The sequence below is a fragment of the Asanoa sp. NPDC049573 genome, assembly GCF_040676615.1.
Lineage (GTDB): Bacteria > Actinomycetota > Actinomycetes > Mycobacteriales > Micromonosporaceae > Asanoa.
On sequence record NZ_JBFAPI010000002.1, the window covers coordinates 611,433 to 627,890 of the forward strand.

The following is a 16,458-nucleotide window of genomic DNA, read 5'->3' on the forward strand; positions in this document are numbered from 1 at the left end:
CGCTGGTTCCCATGACTCGCGAATCGCCCCGACCCGCGGCGCTCGAGTGGCGGGTGTTCCGTGGCAGCGCCGCCGTGGCGGCCGGCCTGCTGTCGGTGCATCAGTTGCGGGCCCGGTGCTGGGCCCGGCTGCGGCACAACGTCTATGCCGACTCCCGGCTGGCCCGCGATCACGCGCTGGCCTGCCGGGCGACGCTGGTCCGGGTGCCCATCGGGTCGGTGGTGCTGGCCGGCCCGTCCGCGGCGACCGCGCACGGCCTCCGGACGGTGGCCGGCCCCGACGACCCGGTTCATCTGATCGTGCTCGGCGACCGGCGCGTGGGCGCTTCGAGCGGCACCGTCCTGCACCGGGTGCCGCTCGACCCGGGCGACGTGTGCCGGGTCCGCCTGGCCGGCGGCGACGACGAGGTGCCGGTCACCACGCCGGCCCGCACCGCCTGGGACGCGGCGGTGTGGCTGCCGCTGACCGACGCGGTGGCGCTCGCCGACGGGTTGCTTTTCCACAAGCTGGTGACGCCCGCGCTTCTGGCCGGGGTCGCGGCCCGGCTGGCCGACCGACCCGGTGGCCGCCGGGCCGCGCACACCTTGTCGCTGGCCGACGGCAACGCGGCGTCGCGGGCCGAGTCGCTGCTGCGGGTGCGCCTGTTCCTGGCCGGCCTGCCGATGGCCCGGGCCCGTCCCCCCGTTCTGCCGGTCCGCCCGCCACTGGCCTGGCCCGAATACCGGGTGGCGCTGTGGTGCGCGCCCGACCGCCACGGCGAAGCAGTCATGATCAACGATGGCTGGCTGGTGTTACGCACGTCCCCCCGGCGGGAGTTTTCCGAGGTGGTGCGCGAGGTCAGGGCGGCCCTGACCGCTCGCGGATGCCGAACCAAGCGAAAACAGGATGTCGTGGAGAGCGCTCTCTCCCCTAACATGCGGTGATGGAGGCAAAGAAGCCGACACTAGAAGACGTGGGCCGCGCGGCCGGTGTCTCGCGCGCGACGGCATCCCGCGTGATCTCCGGCGGCCGCAAGGTGTCCGACGACGCCCGCGGCCGCGTCTGGCACGCCGTCGAGTTGCTGGGCTATCACCCCGACCTGGCGGCCAGGGCCCTGGCCAAAGGCCACAGCGACGTCATCGACCTGATCGTCATCGACGACGCCGGGGTCATGCTCGGCAGCAACCCCTACTACAGCCGGGTCATGTCCGGCATCCTGTCGGCGCTGGCCGGCAGCGACACCCAGATGCGCGTCCACGTGATCGAGCAGCCCGACGCCCCACGCCGCCTCGACGACGTCGCGCGGATCGTCGGCGTCGGCGCGTTGCTGGTCAACGTCTCGCCCCCACTGGCGGCGCGCTTCGCGGCCCGCTGCGACCGGGTGGTCTCGCTGGGCCTTTCGGCGCAGGGCGTCGCCTCGGTCGAGGCGGAAAACACGGCCGGTGCCCGCTCGGCGGTGGAGCACCTCTACCGCACAGGCCGCCGCAAGGTGGTCGCGGTCCACGGCAAGCCCGGCAACTCCTGCGCGACGGGCCGCCGCCGCGGCTTCCTGTCGGCGTCGGTCGACGCGGGCCACGAGCCGATCGGCGCCGAGGGCGGCTTCTGCCTGGAGGCGGGCGTCTCAGGCACACGCCGGTTGCTGGCCGCCCACCCCGATCTGGACGGCATCTTCGCGGCCTGCGACCTGACCGCGATGGGCGTCCTGCGGGCGCTGGAGGAAAGCGGGCGCCGAGTCCCGGATGACGTCGCGCTGGTCGGCTTCGACGACAGCTTCCTGGCCTCGGTGGCCACGCCGGCCATGACCTCGGTCCGCCAGCCCGTCGAACACATGGCGGCCCTGGCCACGAAGGCATTGCTGGCCAGCGAGGCCGGGCCCAACTGGCACCGGGTCGAACCGGCGCCGCTGCAGATCCGTCGCAGCTCGGCGGCCTGAGGAGGGCGGAAGAGTCCGCCGCGCCGAGCGGCACGACCCGCTGGACGCACAAACCGGCCAGCCCGGTGCGACCCGGCCCCACCCACCGAACGCACAAAACCGCCCACCCCGATGCGACCCGGCCCCACCCACCGAACGCACAAAACCGCCCACCCCGATGCGACCCGGCCCCACCCACCGGACGCACTGACTAAGCCGTGTCCTGTCGATCATCGGGTCCGTCGTAGGTCGCGATGACCGGGTACGCCTAGGCGGAGGCGATGCCGCTCGAAACCAGGCGCATGCCGCCGCGCCAGCGGACCCCGACGCAGCCGGGCAGCGCGGACCCGCGGCGAGCACCTCCGCCGCTCCCGCGGGCGGGCCGCACGCGCCGGTGGCGGAGCCTCAATCGCTAAGGCCGGGTCATCCGCAAAACGTCGAGGAGTGAATCCAGCTCGGCTTCGGTGATCTTGCCGCTTTCCACGTGGCCGCGGTCGATGACGACGGATCTGATGGAACGGCCGCTGGCCAGCGCTTCCTTGGCGATCGAAGCGGCCTCGTCGTAGCCGAGGTGGCGGTTGAGTGGGGTGACGATCGACGGGGACCCTTCGGCGTAGGCGCGGGCCACTTCCTCGTTCGCCGCCAGACCGACCACGCACCGGTCCGCCAGCATCCGGCTGGCCGCGGCCAGGAGACGGATCGACTCCAGGATGTTGCGGGCCATCACCGGGAGCATCACGTTGAGTTCGAAGTCGCCCTGGGAACCCGCGAACGCGATCGTCGCGTCGTTGCCGATCACCTGTGCCGCGACCTGCCGCACCGACTCGCAGACGACCGGGTTGACCTTGCCCGGCATGATCGACGAACCCGGCTGAAGGTCAGGGATCCGCAGCTCACCGAGGCCGGCCCGCGGTCCGGAACCCATCCACCGGATGTCGTTGGCAATCTTGTAGAGCCCGACCGCCACCGTGCGAAGCTGCCCCGACGCCTCGACCAGGCCGTCGCGGGCACCCTGCGCCTCGAAGTGGTCCTCCGCCTCGGACAGCGGCAACCCGGTCTCGGCCCGCAGCCGCTCGATGACCTTCGCGGCGAACCCGGGCGGCGTGTTGACGCCGGTTCCGACGGCGGTGCCACCCAGCGGCAGCGACGCGAGCCGGGGCAGGGTCGACTCCAGGCGGGCGATGCCGTTGCGCACCTGGGTCGCGTACCCACCGAACTCCTGACCGAGGGTCACCGGCGTGGCGTCCATCAGGTGGGTACGGCCGGCCTTGACCACGTCGGCGAACTCCACGGCCTTCGCCGACAGCGCGCCGGCGAGGTGGTCGAGCGCCGGAATCAGCCCGTTGACCACGGCCTCGGTGGCGGCGAGGTGGATCGACGAGGGGTAGACGTCGTTGCTCGACTGCGACGCGTTGACGTGGTCGTTGGGATGCACGTCGCGCCCGACCTCCCGGGCCGCGAGCGTGGCGATCACCTCGTTGGCGTTCATGTTCGACGAGGTGCCCGACCCGGTCTGGAACACGTCGATCGGGAACTGGTCGTCGAACCCACCACCGGAGACGTGCGCGGCAGCGACCTGGATCGCCGTGGCCAGGGCAGCGTCGATCACCCCGAGCTCACCGTTGACCGCGGCCGCGGCCCCCTTGATCTGCGCAAGCGCCCGGATGTTGCCCGGCTCGATCCCGCGCCCGGAAACGGGGAAGTTCTCCACCGCCCGCTGCGTCTGCGCGCGCCACAACGCCTCGGCCGGCACGCGTACCTCACCCATGGTGTCCCGCTCGACGCGGAACCCGTTCTCTTCGGCTGCACTCACCGTTCCATCCTCCCCCTCCGCGACGAGGGACGCAGAGTGATCCACCCCGCTCGGGCCGCCCCTCCGCACGGGACAACGGTGCATCGCCGCCGCACCTAGAATTTGCGACCACCGATATTCAGGAGGAACGGTTGTTCCGTCTTCTGGTCGCCGCGGCGGCCATCGGCGCAATTCTCATCCCGGCCGGGGCCGCCCAGGCCGCGCCAGCGAATCACCGACCCGCCGTGCCTTCGAGCCTGTCCGTTTCCGGCATCACCTGCGGTGACAAGGGCATCTTCATCGGCACACCCACGCCCGAATTCGTCGCCGCCCTCGACGACCCCGATTTCGGCGTCAACCCATACGAAAAGGTCACCGCGACCTTCGCGCTGTGGCCGGTCGGCCTGCCCGGCCAGCGGGTCGAGTGGCCGGCGACCCCGCTGACCAGCGGCGGCGTCGCCCGGGCGGCCGCGCCGGCGACCCTGACCAACGGCGTGCGCTACCGGTTCGAGGTGCGCGCCACCGACGCGGCCGGCGCGAAGTCGCTCTGGTCGCCAGAGTGCGCGTTCACCATCGACACGACCACGCCGCACGCGCCCACGGTGACCTCCACCGACTACCCCGCGACCAGCCAGGCCGGTGGCCCCGGCATTCCGGGCAGGTTCACGTTCGCGGTCGCGGGCGCCGACACCGATGTGGTGGCCTTCCGCTGGTCCGCGGTGGGCGCCGGCCTGACCGAGGTGCCGGTGGGACGCACGGGCAAGGTCACCGTCGAGTTCACCCCGACCTTCTACGGCACCAACATCATCACGGTCCAGGCGATCGATCGCACCCTCAATCGCTCCGCCGCGACGACCTACGCGTTCGTCGTACGCAACACCGAGCCGCGGCTGACCGACCTGACCCCCGACGCCGGCCCGGGCGAGCCGCACACGTTCCGGGTCGTCCCCGGCAGTCTCGGCGGACTCGTCTCCTACGACTACCGCCTGAACGACGAGCCTGCCCAGACGGTCGCTGCCGCGGCGGACGGCACCGCGACCTTCGTCGTCACGCCCACGGCGCCGGGCCGCAACACCATCTCGGTAACCGGTCACACGGCAACCGGCGTTCCCACGGCTGAGGCGTCGGCAGTCGTCTACGTCGTCTACCCGCCCACGACTCCCACGGTCACCTCGCCGGACTTCCCGGCCGACGGCACCGCGCCGCCCCTGGTCGGCCAGGAAATCACGCTGGTCTTCCACCCGGGCACCCCCGGCGTGACCGAATACGTCTGGTCAACCGACTTCGGCGCCACCGAGCAGGTCGCACCCGCCGGTCCCGACGGCACGGCCACCGTCCGATACACCCCGCGCGACTTTCCCTTTCTGCCGTTGCAGGTACGCAGCCGCACAGCCGACGGCAGCGAATCGGAGATAGCCGAGATCGGCTGGGACCTCACCTCGCACGCACCGCAGGTCTCCTCACCGCAATACCCGATGTGGGGCGTCGGTAGTGGCAGCGGCGAGTTCACCTTCGCACCCGCTCACGAGGGCGTGACGGGCTACGACTACTCCTTCAACGACGGTCCGGTCGAGACCGTCGACGGAGAGACCTCCACGATCACGTGGACCCCGGAGACGACCGGCTGGGTCATGCTGCGAGTTCACGAGCATGTCGGCGACATCGTTTCCGACGTGACCGAATACCAGTTCCGCGTCGAGTGAGAGAAGGTGGTCGGCCGCCGGGCGGCGGCCGACCGCCTACCGCTTGCCGATCTGCAGCGTCAGGGTGGGCTTGGTGACCTCGGCGAAGAAGTCGTTGCCCTTGTCGTCTACGACGATGAAGGCCGGAAAATCTTCGACCTCGATCTTCCAGATCGCTTCCATGCCCAGCTCGGCATACTCGAGCACCTCGACATGCTTGATGCAGTCCTGGGCCAGGCGCGCCGCCGGGCCACCGATCGAGCCCAGATAGAACCCGCCGTTTTCCGCGCACGAGCGCGTCACCTGCGCCGACCTGTTGCCCTTCGCGAGCATCACCTGGGAGCCGCCGGCCGCCTGGAAGCGGGCCACGTACGAGTCCATCCGGCCGGCCGTGGTCGGGCCGAACGAACCTGACGCGTAACCCTCGGGCGTCTTCGCCGGACCCGCGTAGTAGACCGCGTGATCACGCATGTAGGACGGCATCGGCTCGCCCGCGTCCAGCCGCTCCGCGAGCTTCGCGTGTGCGATGTCGCGGGCGACGACCAACGGCCCCGTGAGCGACAGCCGGGTCTTCACCGGGTATTTCGACAGCTCGGCCCGGATCTCGTCCATCGGGCGGTTGAGGTCGACCCGCACCACCTCGCTCGCGTCGAGATGGGCGTCGGTGACCTCCGGCAGGAAGCGGGCCGGGTCGGTCTCCAGGCGCTCCAGCCAGACGCCGGACGGGGTGATCTTCGCGACCGCCTGGCGATCGGCGGAGCAGGAGACCGCGATCGCGACCGGGCAGGAGGCGCCGTGCCGGGGCAGCCGGACGACGCGCACGTCGTGGCAGAAGTAGCGGCCGCCGAACTGGGCGCCGATGCCGAACTGGCGGGTCAGCTCCAGGACCTCGGCTTCCAGGGCGACATCGCGGAAGCCGTGCGCCGTCAAGGAGCCCGAGGTGGGCAGGCCGTCGAGATACTTGGCCGAGGCCAGCTTCGCGGTCTTGAGCGCGTGCTCGGCCGACGTGCCGCCGATGACCACGGCCAGGTGGTAGGGCGGGCAGGCCGACGTGCCGATCAGTCGCAGCTTCTCCTCCAGGAACTGCATCATCCGCGTCGGGTTGAGCAGCGCCTTGGTCTCCTGGTAGAGGAACGACTTGTTGGCCGAGCCACCGCCCTTGGCCATGAACAGGAACTTGTAGGCGTCGGGGTGCCCGCCGGGATCCTCCGCGTACAGCTCGATCTGCGCGGGCAGGTTGGTCCCGGTGTTGCGCTCCTCCCACATCGTGATCGGCGCGAGTTGTGAATAGCGCAGATTCAACCGGGTGTACGCCTGGTAGACGCCGCGGGCGATCGCTTCCTCGTCGGTGCCGTCCGTCAGGACGTGCCGGCCCCGCTTGCCCATCACGATCGCGGTGCCGGTGTCCTGGCACATCGGCAGCACGCCGCCGGCCGCGATGTTGGCGTTGCGCAACAGGTCGAGGGCGACGAAGCGGTCGTTGGGCGACGCCGCCGGGTCGTCGATGATGGAGCGCAGTTGGGTCAGGTGGGCGGGGCGCAGGTAGTGGGCGATGTCATGCATCGCCTCCGCGGTCAGCGCGGTGAGCACAGCCGGGTCGACGGTAAGGAACTGCCGGCCGCCCGGGCCTTTGACCACGTCGACGCCCTCGTCGCTGACCAGCCGATATTCGGTCAGGTCATCGCCGGTGGGAAGCAACGGTGAGTAGCTGAAGGCGGCGGCGTCGCTCATGAGCGGCTAGCCTAGCCGGCCTTGCAGACCTCTTGTTTGGGCCCGCCACACTCCGCACCGGGGCCGGGGGTGCCGGCGGGTGGATTGCCGCCGGCGGGCGGCGGGTTGGGCACCCCGCCGGCGCCCTGGAACGGCAGGTAGGCCAGGTTGCGGCCGCTCACGATGATCAACCCGGCCGGGCCGACAGCCAGTACGTCGGCGTCGGAGCGCACGTTGACCAGTTCGGCACCCGTGGCCGGGTTGAGCGCGATGATCTTGTCAGGGCGCTCGTCGACGACCACCACGGCGGGCGCGGTCAGCGCGACCTTGCCGGCCGACGAGACCGGGCGCTGCCATCGGCCGCGGCCACCCAGTTCGGCGCTGCGGATCGAAGCGGCATCGGCGGTACGCACGACCGCGTAATCGTCGTTGACGCCGAGCAGGTGCTCGCCCGAGGCACCGGTGAACAGGATCCGGCCGTCGTACGCGTCGATCACCAACTCGCGGGCGTCGGCCGCGACCCCGACGACCACGTTGCGGCCGCCGGCCGGGTCGTCCCGCTGTGCGCAGCCGCCGTCCTTGGCCGTACGCATGTTGATGCCCGCGTTGCGCCACACCTCGCCGCCGGTCGCCGCGTCCGACGCGACGACCGAGAAATAGCAGGTGCCGTCGGCCGAGACGGCCTTGATCCGAAGCACCCGGCCACCGACCACGACGACCCGTTCGTCGCGGTCAGGTTCGATCTCGCGGACCACCTGGCCCTCGGCGGTGTCGACGACGTACACCCGGTTGTCGATCGGCAGCCCGACCATCGGCGGCATGAGGTCGGGGCCGCCGGCGTTGTCGTCGATCCGTTTGGTGGTCATCGGCTTGGTGCCGAGGATGTCGGGGTTGTCGGCGAACAGCACGAAGCCGATGCCCGGGATCTCGACGGTCCACCGCGGCGAGGTGCCCAGCGGGTCCCAGGCCGACAGCGTGCAGTCTTCGGCGCCGTGGCAGCGCACGTCGAGCATCCCGTTGCGATAGGTCCAGACGGCCCGCGCCTCGGTGTCGCGGCGGCGCACCGAGCCCGACATCGGGTCGACCACCTCGTAGCCCTTGACCAGCAGTTTGCCGGTGACCACGACGGCGGAGTTGCCCTCACCGGCGACGGCGGCCCAGTCGGCCTTGTGCTCCCAGAGTTGGGCGCCCGAACCGAGGCCGCGCGACTCGACCAGGGTGCGCTGCTCGATGATGACCGCGCCGCCGGCGATGGTGGCACTCCGTGGGGTGCCGCCGAGGCGTTGCTGCCAGAGCGGCGCGGGGGTGGTCAGCGGCTGATCGGTGTTGACCATGGCCCAGACCCGGTCGAGCAGCGGAGTGAGCACGCCGGTGAAATAGCCCACGACGAGGAGGACCGCGACGAACGCGGCCCAGCATTTCACGCAGGGGCCCTCGCCTTTACCCCTCGCCACCCGGGCACCATAACGACACGCCGACGCACGATCCGGGACGGCGATAAACCCGTGTCGATGCGATTTGCGAAATTAATCCGCGTCCACGGAGGCCGGCGGAGCCGCCGGGGCCGCGGACCCGGAAGCCGGCGCCGCGGGCGAGACAGCCGCCGCGACCAAGGGCAGCACCCGGAACGCGATCTGCTCCGTCAACGAGATGATCGTCGAGGCCCGGGAGACCGCACCGTGCGCCACGATCTGGTCGATCACCCGCTGCAGGTCGGCGTTGGAGCGGGCGACCACGCGGCACATCAGGTCGCCTGACCCGGTGATCGTGTGCGCCTCCAGCACCTCGGGGATGCGCGACAGGTGCACCGCTACCGGATCATGCCCCTGCCGCTGCGCGATCTCCAGCGTCACGAACGCGGTCACGCCGTACCCGATGGAAGCTGGTTCGATCTCCGGCCCGAAGCCGCGGATCACGCCGCGGCTGACCAGCTTGTCGAGGCGCGCCTGGATCGTGCCGCGGGCCACCCGCAGCCGCCGGGAGCATTCGAGGACGCCGATCCGGGGCTCCCGGGCGAGCAGGTCGATCAAGGCGGCGTCCAACTCGTCGAGCTGGACAATTTGCGATGTCATTTCGCCCATCCCCCGGACGGATTGCACAAGCTGCGCAGACAATTCTAGGACAGTTGACCAGCATCTGGGATCCAGGTGACGCTCAGCATAGACGGCAGCCACACGAGGGGAGTCGACGATGACTCAGGCGCTCAACGAAACCGACCAGGCCACGGCCGACCGGCTGATCGGCGCGGTCGAGCACGACATCGCCGCCGATCCGTTCCCGGTCAAGGGGCTCGACCACATCCTCTTCCTGGTCGGCAACGCCAAGCAGGCAGCGCATTACTACTCCACCGCGTTCGGCATGACCTGCGTCGCCTACCGCGGCCCGGAGCAGGGCTTCCGGGAGTACGCGGAGTACGTGCTGACCAGCGGCACCGCCCGGTTCGTCTTCCGCGGCGCGGTCAGCCCGCAGGCCGCCGACGCGGCGCACGTCGCCCGCCACTCCGACGGCGTGGTCGACATCGCCCTCGAGGTGCCCGACGTCGACGCCGCCTTCGCCTACGCGATCCGGCAGGGCGCGAGCGTGCACACGGAGCCGACCGACGTCACCGACGAGCACGGCACCGTCCGGTTCGCGGCGATCGAGACCTACGGCGACACCCGGCACTCGCTGATCGACCGGTCCCGCTACTCCGGGCCGTTCCTGCCGGGCTTCGTGGCCCGCGGGCCGATCGTCGACCGCTCCGCCGCCATCGCGGCCGGCGTGCAGCCCAAGCGCTATTTCCAGGCCGTCGACCACGTGGTCGGCAACGTCGAACTCGGCAAGATGGACCACTGGGTCGAGTTCTACAAGCGGGTCATGGGCTTCACCAACATGGCCGAGTTCGTCGGCGACGACATCGCGACCGACTATTCGGCCCTGATGTCGAAGGTGGTCGCCAACGGCACGCGCAAGGTGAAGTTCCCACTCAACGAGCCGGCGATCGCCCGCAAGAAGTCGCAGATCGACGAATACCTCGAGTTCTACGACGGCCCGGGCGCGCAGCACATCGCGATCGCGACGAACGACATCCTGGCCAGCGTCGACGCGATGCGGGCGGCCGGGGTCGAGTTCCTGGATACGCCCGACTCCTACTACGACGACCCGGAGTTGCGGGCCCGGATCGGCACCGTGCGGGTGCCCATCGAGCAGCTCAAGGATCGCAAGATCCTGGTCGACCGCGACGAGGACGGCTACCTGCTCCAGATCTTCACGAAGCCGGTGCAGGACCGCCCGACGGTCTTCTTCGAGCTCATCGAGCGGCACGGATCGCTCGGCTTCGGCAAGGGCAACTTCAAGGCCCTCTTCGAGGCCATCGAGCGGGAACAAGAGGCTCGGGGAAACCTGTAACACTGTCCGGGTGCATCCCGACCCCCAGCAGAACCCAGGCGCCGGGCCGCCGCCGGCCTATCCTCCGGCCGGCCCGGGCCACATACCGATGCAACAGGGGTACGCCGGCCCCTGGGTGCCACCGCCGGCGCCCATCGGCCCGAGCGGCCATCCGCTCGCCAGCTTCGGCGACCGGTTCCTGGCCTACCTGATCGACGGCCTGATCATCGGGGGCATCACCCTCGTGCTGTCCTGCCCGATCATGATCTTCACGGTATTCCTGCCGCTGGTCCACGCCGAAGACCTGGAGCAGGATCGGTTCCCGGTCGAGGTGTTCGTCTGGTACCTGGTGTTCTACGCGGCCGTCTTCGCGCTACAGGTCATTCTCAGCTACCTCTACTTCGTCGAATACCAGCTACGAACCGGACAGACGGTCGGCAAGCGGGTGATGTCGCTGCGGGTGCTGCCGCTCCAGCCGGGTCGGCCTCTCGACCGGGGCATCCTGGTCCGGCGCTACCTGCTGCAGTTCGTCGCCGCGATGTTCGTGCCGTTCCTCAACATCCTCGACGGCCTCTGGCAACTGTGGGACAAGCCGTACCAGCAGACCCTCCACGACAAGGCCGCCGAGACAGTGGTAGCTAAGGTCGTGCAGTGAGCTCAGTGTCCCCGGGTTGGTACAAAGACCCAGCCGAACCGACCACCCAGCGCTATTGGGACGGTGAAGGCTGGATCGGCGCGCCTATCCCCGCCGACGCGACACCCCCCGACGGCCCGCCCGAGGAGCCTCCGCCGCCACCGGAGCCCACCCCGCCGCCCGGCGGCACTCCGGCACCGACATCGCCGGCCGGCCAGATCGCCAACGGAGCGCCCCTCTACGGCCAGAGCCACGGGGGCAACGGCTACCCCGGCTACGGGCAGCAGCCGAGCTACGGGCAGCCGCTCTATGGCCAGCAGCAGACCTACAGCCGGCCCCAGCCGCTCCCCGTGCAGACCATGCCGCAGCCCGCGGCCATGGCGCCGGCCGGAGTGCCGCTCGCGCCGCCCGGGCTGCGCCTGGTCGCCCGTCTGATCGATATCGTCGCCGTGCTGCTGCTCAACGTGGTCGTCAACGGCTGGTTCGTTTACCAGTACGTGCAAGAGGTGCGGCCCTATTACCGCGAGTTCAACGCCCGCGCTGCCGAGGGCGACTCGCTCACCGAACTGATGCAACTGACTCCCAGCGCCCAGGCCAGCCGGCTGCAGATCGTGATCCTGCTCATCGCGTTCGCCCTCTGGTTCGCCTACGAGGTGCCGGCGGTCGCCAACACCGGCCAGACCCTCGGCAAGCGGCTGGTCGGGCTGCGCGTGGTGCGCACCGACGGCGTGCCCAAGATGGGCTTCGTCCGGTCGGCGCGCCGGTGGAGCATCCCGGGACTGTCGACGCTGTTGTGGCCCTGCTGCATCGGCTTCATCCTGCAGTTCTTCGACTCCCTGTGGGTGGCCGTCGACCGCCCGTTGCACCAGGCCCTGCACGACAAGCACGCGAGGACGGTCGTGGTCGTCGCGCGCGCCTACCCGCCGGCCGGGACCGCCCCGCCGCCCCCATCTGGAGGCCCGTCATGACACCTCGACTCACCCGGGCCGACCTCGACTCGCTGCCCAGCTACGTGCCCGGCCGCAATCCCGCCGACCTGGCCCGCGAGTTGGGCATGACCGAGGCGATCAAGCTGGCCAGCAACGAGGTGCCCTACGGCCCGCTGCCCGGCGTCGTGGAGGCGGTCACCGCGGCGGCCGCCGGGTCGCACCGCTATCCCGACCTCGCCGCCGTCGAGTTGCGGGACGCGCTCGCCGACCGCCTGGGTGTCGACGCGGAGCGGATCGCCACCGGCTGCGGCTCGGTCGCGCTCGCCGAGCACCTCGCACGGGTCACCTGCCTGCCGGGCGACGAGATCCTCTACTCGTGGCGGTCGTTCGAGGCCTACCCGATCATCGCCACCACCACCGGCGCCACCAGCGTGCGGGTGCCCAACACCGCCGGGCACGGCCACGACCTGCGGGCGATGTCGGCGGCGATCACCGACCAGACCCGGATGATCCTCGTCTGCAACCCCAACAACCCCACCGGCACCACGGTCGGCCGTGCCGAGCTGGATCGCTTCCTCGACACCGTGCCCGACGACGTCCTGGTGGTGCTCGACGAGGCCTACCGCGAGTTCATCACCGACGCCGACGTGCCCGACGGCATCGGCGCCTACGGTGACCGGGCCAACGTCGTCGTGCTGCGTACCCTCTCGAAGGCCTGGGGCCTGGCCGGCCTGCGGATCGGCTATCTGGTCGCCCAGCCCACCGTCGCGGCCGCCGTGCGCAAGGTCGTCACGCCGTTCTCGACCAGCATCGTCGCGCAGGCGGCGGCCATCGCCGCGCTCAAGCAGGCCGACGAGGTCGAGCGCCGGTGCGCGCTGGTGGTCGCCGAGCGCGATCGGGTCACCACCGCGATCCGCGAGCTGGTGCCCGACGTGCCGGCCTCGCAGGCCAACTTCGTCTGGCTGCCACTGGGCGCCGGCTCCGCCGAGTTCGCCGCCGCGTGCGAGAAGCAGGGCGTGATCGTCCGGCCGTTCCAGGGCGAGGGCGTACGGGTCACGATCGGCACCCCGGCCGAGAACGACGCGTTCCTGGCCGCGGCGGCCAACGCGCTCTAGGAACGGGCGAGCAGCACCGGCTGGGCGTCGAAGTAGTAGTCGGCGTCGTCCTCGGCCGCCGGCTCCGCCAGGCGCTCGGTGAGCACGAAGCCGCGGACGGCGTAGGTGTAGCCGGGCACCCAGTTGGTCCGCTCGGCGAAGTAGGTGTAGCGGATCCTGGATCGCTCGGCGCCGGTCGCGGCGTCGAGCGTGATCAGGTCGCGGTCGGCGGTCAGCACGTGGATCGTGCCGGGTTGCACGGCGATCACCTGGGCGTCCGGCCCGGCGAGGTCGTGCCGCCAGCGCGCCGCGCCGTCGCCGGCGTTGGCCGCGACCACGGCCGTGCCGTCGACCCGGACCGTGAGCCCGTCGACCAGCCAGGCGTCGGCGGCGGCCAGGCCGGGGCCGGTGCTGCCTTCGGCCGCCTCGCCGACCTGCCGGGGCTGCTGGCCGTCGAACAGCCAGGCCGTTCGGTGCCCGCCCTGGTCGAGACGCAGCCCGGCGCAGCCCGACCGCGGCGCGGCGCAGTCCAGCGGCTCGGCGGCCAGGTCGCCGGCGCTGCGGGCGATGCTGCCGGCGGCCGCACCGCTGCCGGCGTCGAGCAGCGTGATCGCGGTGTCGCAGGCCCGCAGCACCGCCACCCGGTTGTCGGCCGTGGTGAACCCGGCGGGGTCGGGCCCGCCGCAGGGTGCCGGGTCGTGCCAGCCGGCCGCGCCGGTGGTCGCGTCGTAGGCCTGTGTCGCGGTCGCGCCCGCCACCACGACCGTGTTGCCGGCCAGGAACAGGCCCGGCGGCTCGTAGACGGTCTGCGCGCCGGTGCGCCGGCCGGCGTACCCGGGGGATGTCGGTTTCTCGCCCTTGGCCCGCCAGGTGGCCCGCCCGGTGCGGGCGTCGAGGCCGACGAGTTCGCCGTCGGACCAGCGGGTGACCACGGTCGTGCCCGCGGCCACCACGCCGACGAGTTCGGCCGGCCAGCGCCGGAACGACCAGTAGGGCGTGTTGAGGTAGCGCGAGTCGACCGGGCCGTCGGCGCGGACCTGGCGCTTGTCGGCGACCACCCGCAGCCGGCCGTCGACGATCAGTGGGGCGGCCGGCAGCGTGCCGAGCACCGCCGCCGGACGCGGGGTGGGCGCCGCGGGATAGCCGCTCGACGGCTCGGCGAACACCTCGCCGGGTGCGAAGACCCGGTAGACCACGAGACCGGCGCCCGCCACCAGCACAAGGCCGGCGAGCACCGCGATCACCCGGCGCCGGGCCGATCCCACCACGGTGGGCACCTTACCGGTGCGGCGCACCGGCGGCGACGATGGTGCCGGACACCTCGCCCAGGCCGACGGTGACACCGTGTGGCCCGGGCGCGGTGGCACTGATGGTCACCGTGTCGCCGTCTTCGAGGAAGGTGCGCTCGCCGCCGTCGAGCTTGACCGGCTCGGTGCCACCCCAGGTCAGCTCGAGGAACGAGCCCGTCTCGTCGCGGGCCGGGCCGGAGACGGTGCCGGAGGCGTAGAGGTCGCCGGTGCGCAGTGCGGCGCCGTTGACGGTGAGGTGGGCCAGTTGCTGTGCCGGGGTCCAGTACATCCCGGCGAACGGCGGCCGGCTGACCACCGTGCCGTTCCAATCGACCGCGAGCCGCAGGTCGAGGCCGAGGTGCGGGATGTCACGCAGGTAGTCGTGTACCGGCGGGTCCTGCTCGGGTGCCGGCACCCAGGCCTCGGCCAGCGCGTCCAGCGGCACCACCCACGGCGACACCGAGGTGGCGAAGGACTTGGCCAGGAACGGGCCGAGCGGCCGGTATTCCCAGGCCTGCAGGTCGCGGGCGGACCAGTCGTTGACCAGCACGACGCCGAAGACGTGGTCGGCGAACCGGTCGACCGGCACGGGGCTGCCCAGCGGCGACGGCGTGCCGACCACGAAGCCGACCTCGGCCTCGATGTCGAGCCGGGTCGAGGGCCCGAAGGCCGGGCCCGTCGAGGTGGCCCGCTGGCCGCTCGGGCGGATCACCGGCGTGCCGGAGACGACCACCGTGCCGCCACGGCCGTGATAGCCGATCGGCAGGTGTTTCCAGTTGGGCAGCAGCGGTTCGTCGTCGGGCCGGAAGATCCGGCCGACGTTGGTCGCGTGCGCCTCCGACGAGTAGAAGTCGACGTAGTCGCCGACCTGGAACGGCAGCGCCAACTCGACCTCGGCCAGCGGCACCAGCAACGGCTCGACGGCGGCCCGGTGCGCCGGGTCGGTCAGCAACTCGGTCACCCGGGCGCGGACCGCGCTCCACTGTGGCCGGCCGAGGGCCAGGAACGCGTTGAGCGTCGGTGTGCGCAGCGCGCCGCCGGCGAGCACCAGCCCGGCCGCCTCGGCGCCGTCGAGGTCGAGCAGCAGGTCGCCGATCCGCACACCCACCCGGTCGGGCCGGCCGCGGTGCCGGAACACACCGTAGGGCAGGTTGTGCACGCCGTACGGCGAGCCCGCAGCACCCGGAACCCAGGTCATCCCTCGTATCCCCCGTTCACCAGCCCGAGCCGGATCAGGTCGGTCAGCGGTTCGATCATGCTGCACGAACCGAACCCGACCCACAGGCCGCGCGGCTGGTCGCGGCGGGCCCGGGCCGGCTCGATCAGCGGCACCGGGTCGGTCGCGGCGAGCACCTCGGCCACGTCGGCGACCTCCGCGCCCTCCGCCGCCAGCGCGGTGCCGACCAGCACGTTGAGGAAGCCGTGGTGGGTGAACCCGGTCTCCGGGTCGGCGTGCCGGATGGCGTGGTGCAGCCCGGCGGTGAGCTTGAAGGGCAACTCCCGCTCGCGACAGGCGCAGATCACCGCGGCCAGCTCGACCGGCGTCGGGAACAGCTCGGCGGCCAGCCCGCCCGTGCGGAACTTGACCGCGACCCGGGCGCCGCCACGCCGCGCTTCCGCGACCGTGTCGAGGCCGGCCAGCAGCCCGAACGTGAGTGGAAGTTCGGCGTAGACGTCGAGTTCGGGCAGGCGGTCGGCGAGCGCCAGCAACCGGGCGATGCCGGGCTGAGGGTCTTCGCCGCGCTTGGCGGCGGCCGCCTCGATCTGGCGGACCGACACGCGCGGGTCGTCGGGGACGCCGAGCCGATCGATCGGCAGGTCGCCGATGATGCCGATGGCCAGCCGCTCGGCCGGGTCGAGGAGGGCGGTCAGGGCGTCCGCCGACGACGCCGGCACCAGCAGCGGGCCGACCAGGTCCGCGTACCAGGCGGCGCGGTGTTCGCGGTGTGCCGTGACCGCGTCGGGCAGCGCGGCGTTACCAGGCGGGAAGACCGCCGCGTCATCGACGAGTCGATGGAAGAGCGAGGCGATCAACGGCTGGTCCGTTGGCGTCCGGCGATCGGTTGACACG

General features: G+C 71.5%; 14 protein-coding genes. 7 read left to right on the plus strand and 7 right to left on the minus strand.

The features are described from left to right. Positions 1-11: 11 nt before the first annotated feature. Both AB0J74_RS06490 and AB0J74_RS06495 read left to right on the plus strand, forming a co-directional pair. Complete coding sequence (locus AB0J74_RS06490) at positions 12-923, plus strand: hypothetical protein (RefSeq protein ID WP_363445314.1); 912 nt, start codon at positions 12-14, stop codon at positions 921-923. After that, positions 923-1,912 (plus strand): LacI family DNA-binding transcriptional regulator, encoded by a 990-nt coding sequence (locus tag AB0J74_RS06495; RefSeq protein ID WP_363445316.1) that lies wholly within the window; start codon positions 923-925, stop codon positions 1,910-1,912. The genes AB0J74_RS06490 and AB0J74_RS06495 overlap by 1 nt, the downstream gene beginning before the upstream one ends. A gap of 391 nt (positions 1,913-2,303) precedes the next feature. On the opposite strand, the gene AB0J74_RS06500 is transcribed toward AB0J74_RS06495, so the two are convergent. Then, positions 2,304-3,704 (minus strand): class II fumarate hydratase, encoded by a 1,401-nt coding sequence (locus AB0J74_RS06500; protein WP_363445318.1) that lies wholly within the window; start codon positions 3,702-3,704, stop codon positions 2,304-2,306. 224 nt (positions 3,705-3,928) lie between these two features. Here AB0J74_RS06500 and AB0J74_RS06505 point away from each other — a divergent pair, with 224 nt between their 5' ends. Beyond that, complete coding sequence (locus AB0J74_RS06505; RefSeq protein WP_363445320.1) at positions 3,929-5,386, plus strand: hypothetical protein; 1,458 nt, start codon at positions 3,929-3,931, stop codon at positions 5,384-5,386. Between the two features lie 36 nt (positions 5,387-5,422). On the opposite strand, the gene AB0J74_RS06510 is transcribed toward AB0J74_RS06505, so the two are convergent. The 3 genes from AB0J74_RS06510 to AB0J74_RS06520 all read right to left on the minus strand — a co-directional run bounded on the left by AB0J74_RS06510 (position 5,423) and on the right by AB0J74_RS06520 (position 9,147). Continuing rightward, positions 5,423-7,096 carry a fumarate hydratase gene (locus tag AB0J74_RS06510; RefSeq protein WP_363445322.1) on the minus strand — a complete coding sequence of 558 codons (1,674 nt, stop codon included), beginning with the start codon at positions 7,094-7,096 and terminating at the stop codon, positions 5,423-5,425. 11 nt (positions 7,097-7,107) lie between these two features. Further along, positions 7,108-8,529 carry a PQQ-binding-like beta-propeller repeat protein gene (locus AB0J74_RS06515; RefSeq protein WP_363445324.1) on the minus strand — a complete coding sequence of 474 codons (1,422 nt, stop codon included), beginning with the start codon at positions 8,527-8,529 and terminating at the stop codon, positions 7,108-7,110. A 72-nt stretch (positions 8,530-8,601) separates the two neighbouring features. Next, the gene (locus AB0J74_RS06520; protein ID WP_363445326.1) at positions 8,602-9,147 is read right to left on the minus strand and encodes an Lrp/AsnC family transcriptional regulator; all 546 of its coding nucleotides are present in this window, start codon (positions 9,145-9,147) and stop codon (positions 8,602-8,604) included. Between the two features lie 118 nt (positions 9,148-9,265). On the opposite strand from AB0J74_RS06520, the gene hppD reads away from it, so the two are divergent. From hppD to hisC, 4 genes are read left to right on the plus strand one after another with little or no spacing between them, the layout of a single operon-like run. Beyond that, positions 9,266-10,462 (plus strand): 4-hydroxyphenylpyruvate dioxygenase, encoded by a 1,197-nt coding sequence (gene hppD / locus AB0J74_RS06525; protein ID WP_363445328.1) that lies wholly within the window; start codon positions 9,266-9,268, stop codon positions 10,460-10,462. Positions 10,463-10,472: 10 nt separating this feature from the next. Then, entirely contained in the window at positions 10,473-11,096 is a 624-nt protein-coding gene (locus AB0J74_RS06530) for an RDD family protein (protein WP_363445330.1), read from the plus strand. Positions 11,097-11,101: 5 nt separating this feature from the next. After that, positions 11,102-12,043 carry an RDD family protein gene (locus AB0J74_RS06535; protein WP_363445486.1) on the plus strand — a complete coding sequence of 314 codons (942 nt, stop codon included), beginning with the start codon at positions 11,102-11,104 and terminating at the stop codon, positions 12,041-12,043. Next, positions 12,040-13,119: a histidinol-phosphate transaminase gene (hisC, locus tag AB0J74_RS06540; RefSeq protein WP_363445332.1), complete on the plus strand. Its 1,080-nt coding sequence runs from the start codon at positions 12,040-12,042 to the stop codon at positions 13,117-13,119. Before AB0J74_RS06535 ends, hisC begins: the two co-directional genes overlap by 4 nt. Here the strand turns inward: hisC and AB0J74_RS06545 are convergent. From AB0J74_RS06545 to AB0J74_RS06555, 3 genes are read right to left on the minus strand one after another with little or no spacing between them, the layout of a single operon-like run. After that, positions 13,116-14,393 (minus strand): PQQ-binding-like beta-propeller repeat protein, encoded by a 1,278-nt coding sequence (locus AB0J74_RS06545; RefSeq protein WP_363445334.1) that lies wholly within the window; start codon positions 14,391-14,393, stop codon positions 13,116-13,118. The two genes, hisC and AB0J74_RS06545, sit on opposite strands and share 4 nt — an antisense overlap. After that, positions 14,377-15,585 carry a fumarylacetoacetase gene (fahA, locus tag AB0J74_RS06550; RefSeq protein ID WP_363445335.1) on the minus strand — a complete coding sequence of 403 codons (1,209 nt, stop codon included), beginning with the start codon at positions 15,583-15,585 and terminating at the stop codon, positions 14,377-14,379. Before fahA ends, AB0J74_RS06545 begins: the two co-directional genes overlap by 17 nt. Next, positions 15,582-16,418, minus strand: coding sequence for a hypothetical protein (locus AB0J74_RS06555; protein WP_363445488.1), 837 nt, complete (start codon positions 16,416-16,418; stop codon positions 15,582-15,584). The genes fahA and AB0J74_RS06555 overlap by 4 nt, the downstream gene beginning before the upstream one ends. Between the last annotated feature and the right edge of the window lie 40 nt (positions 16,419-16,458).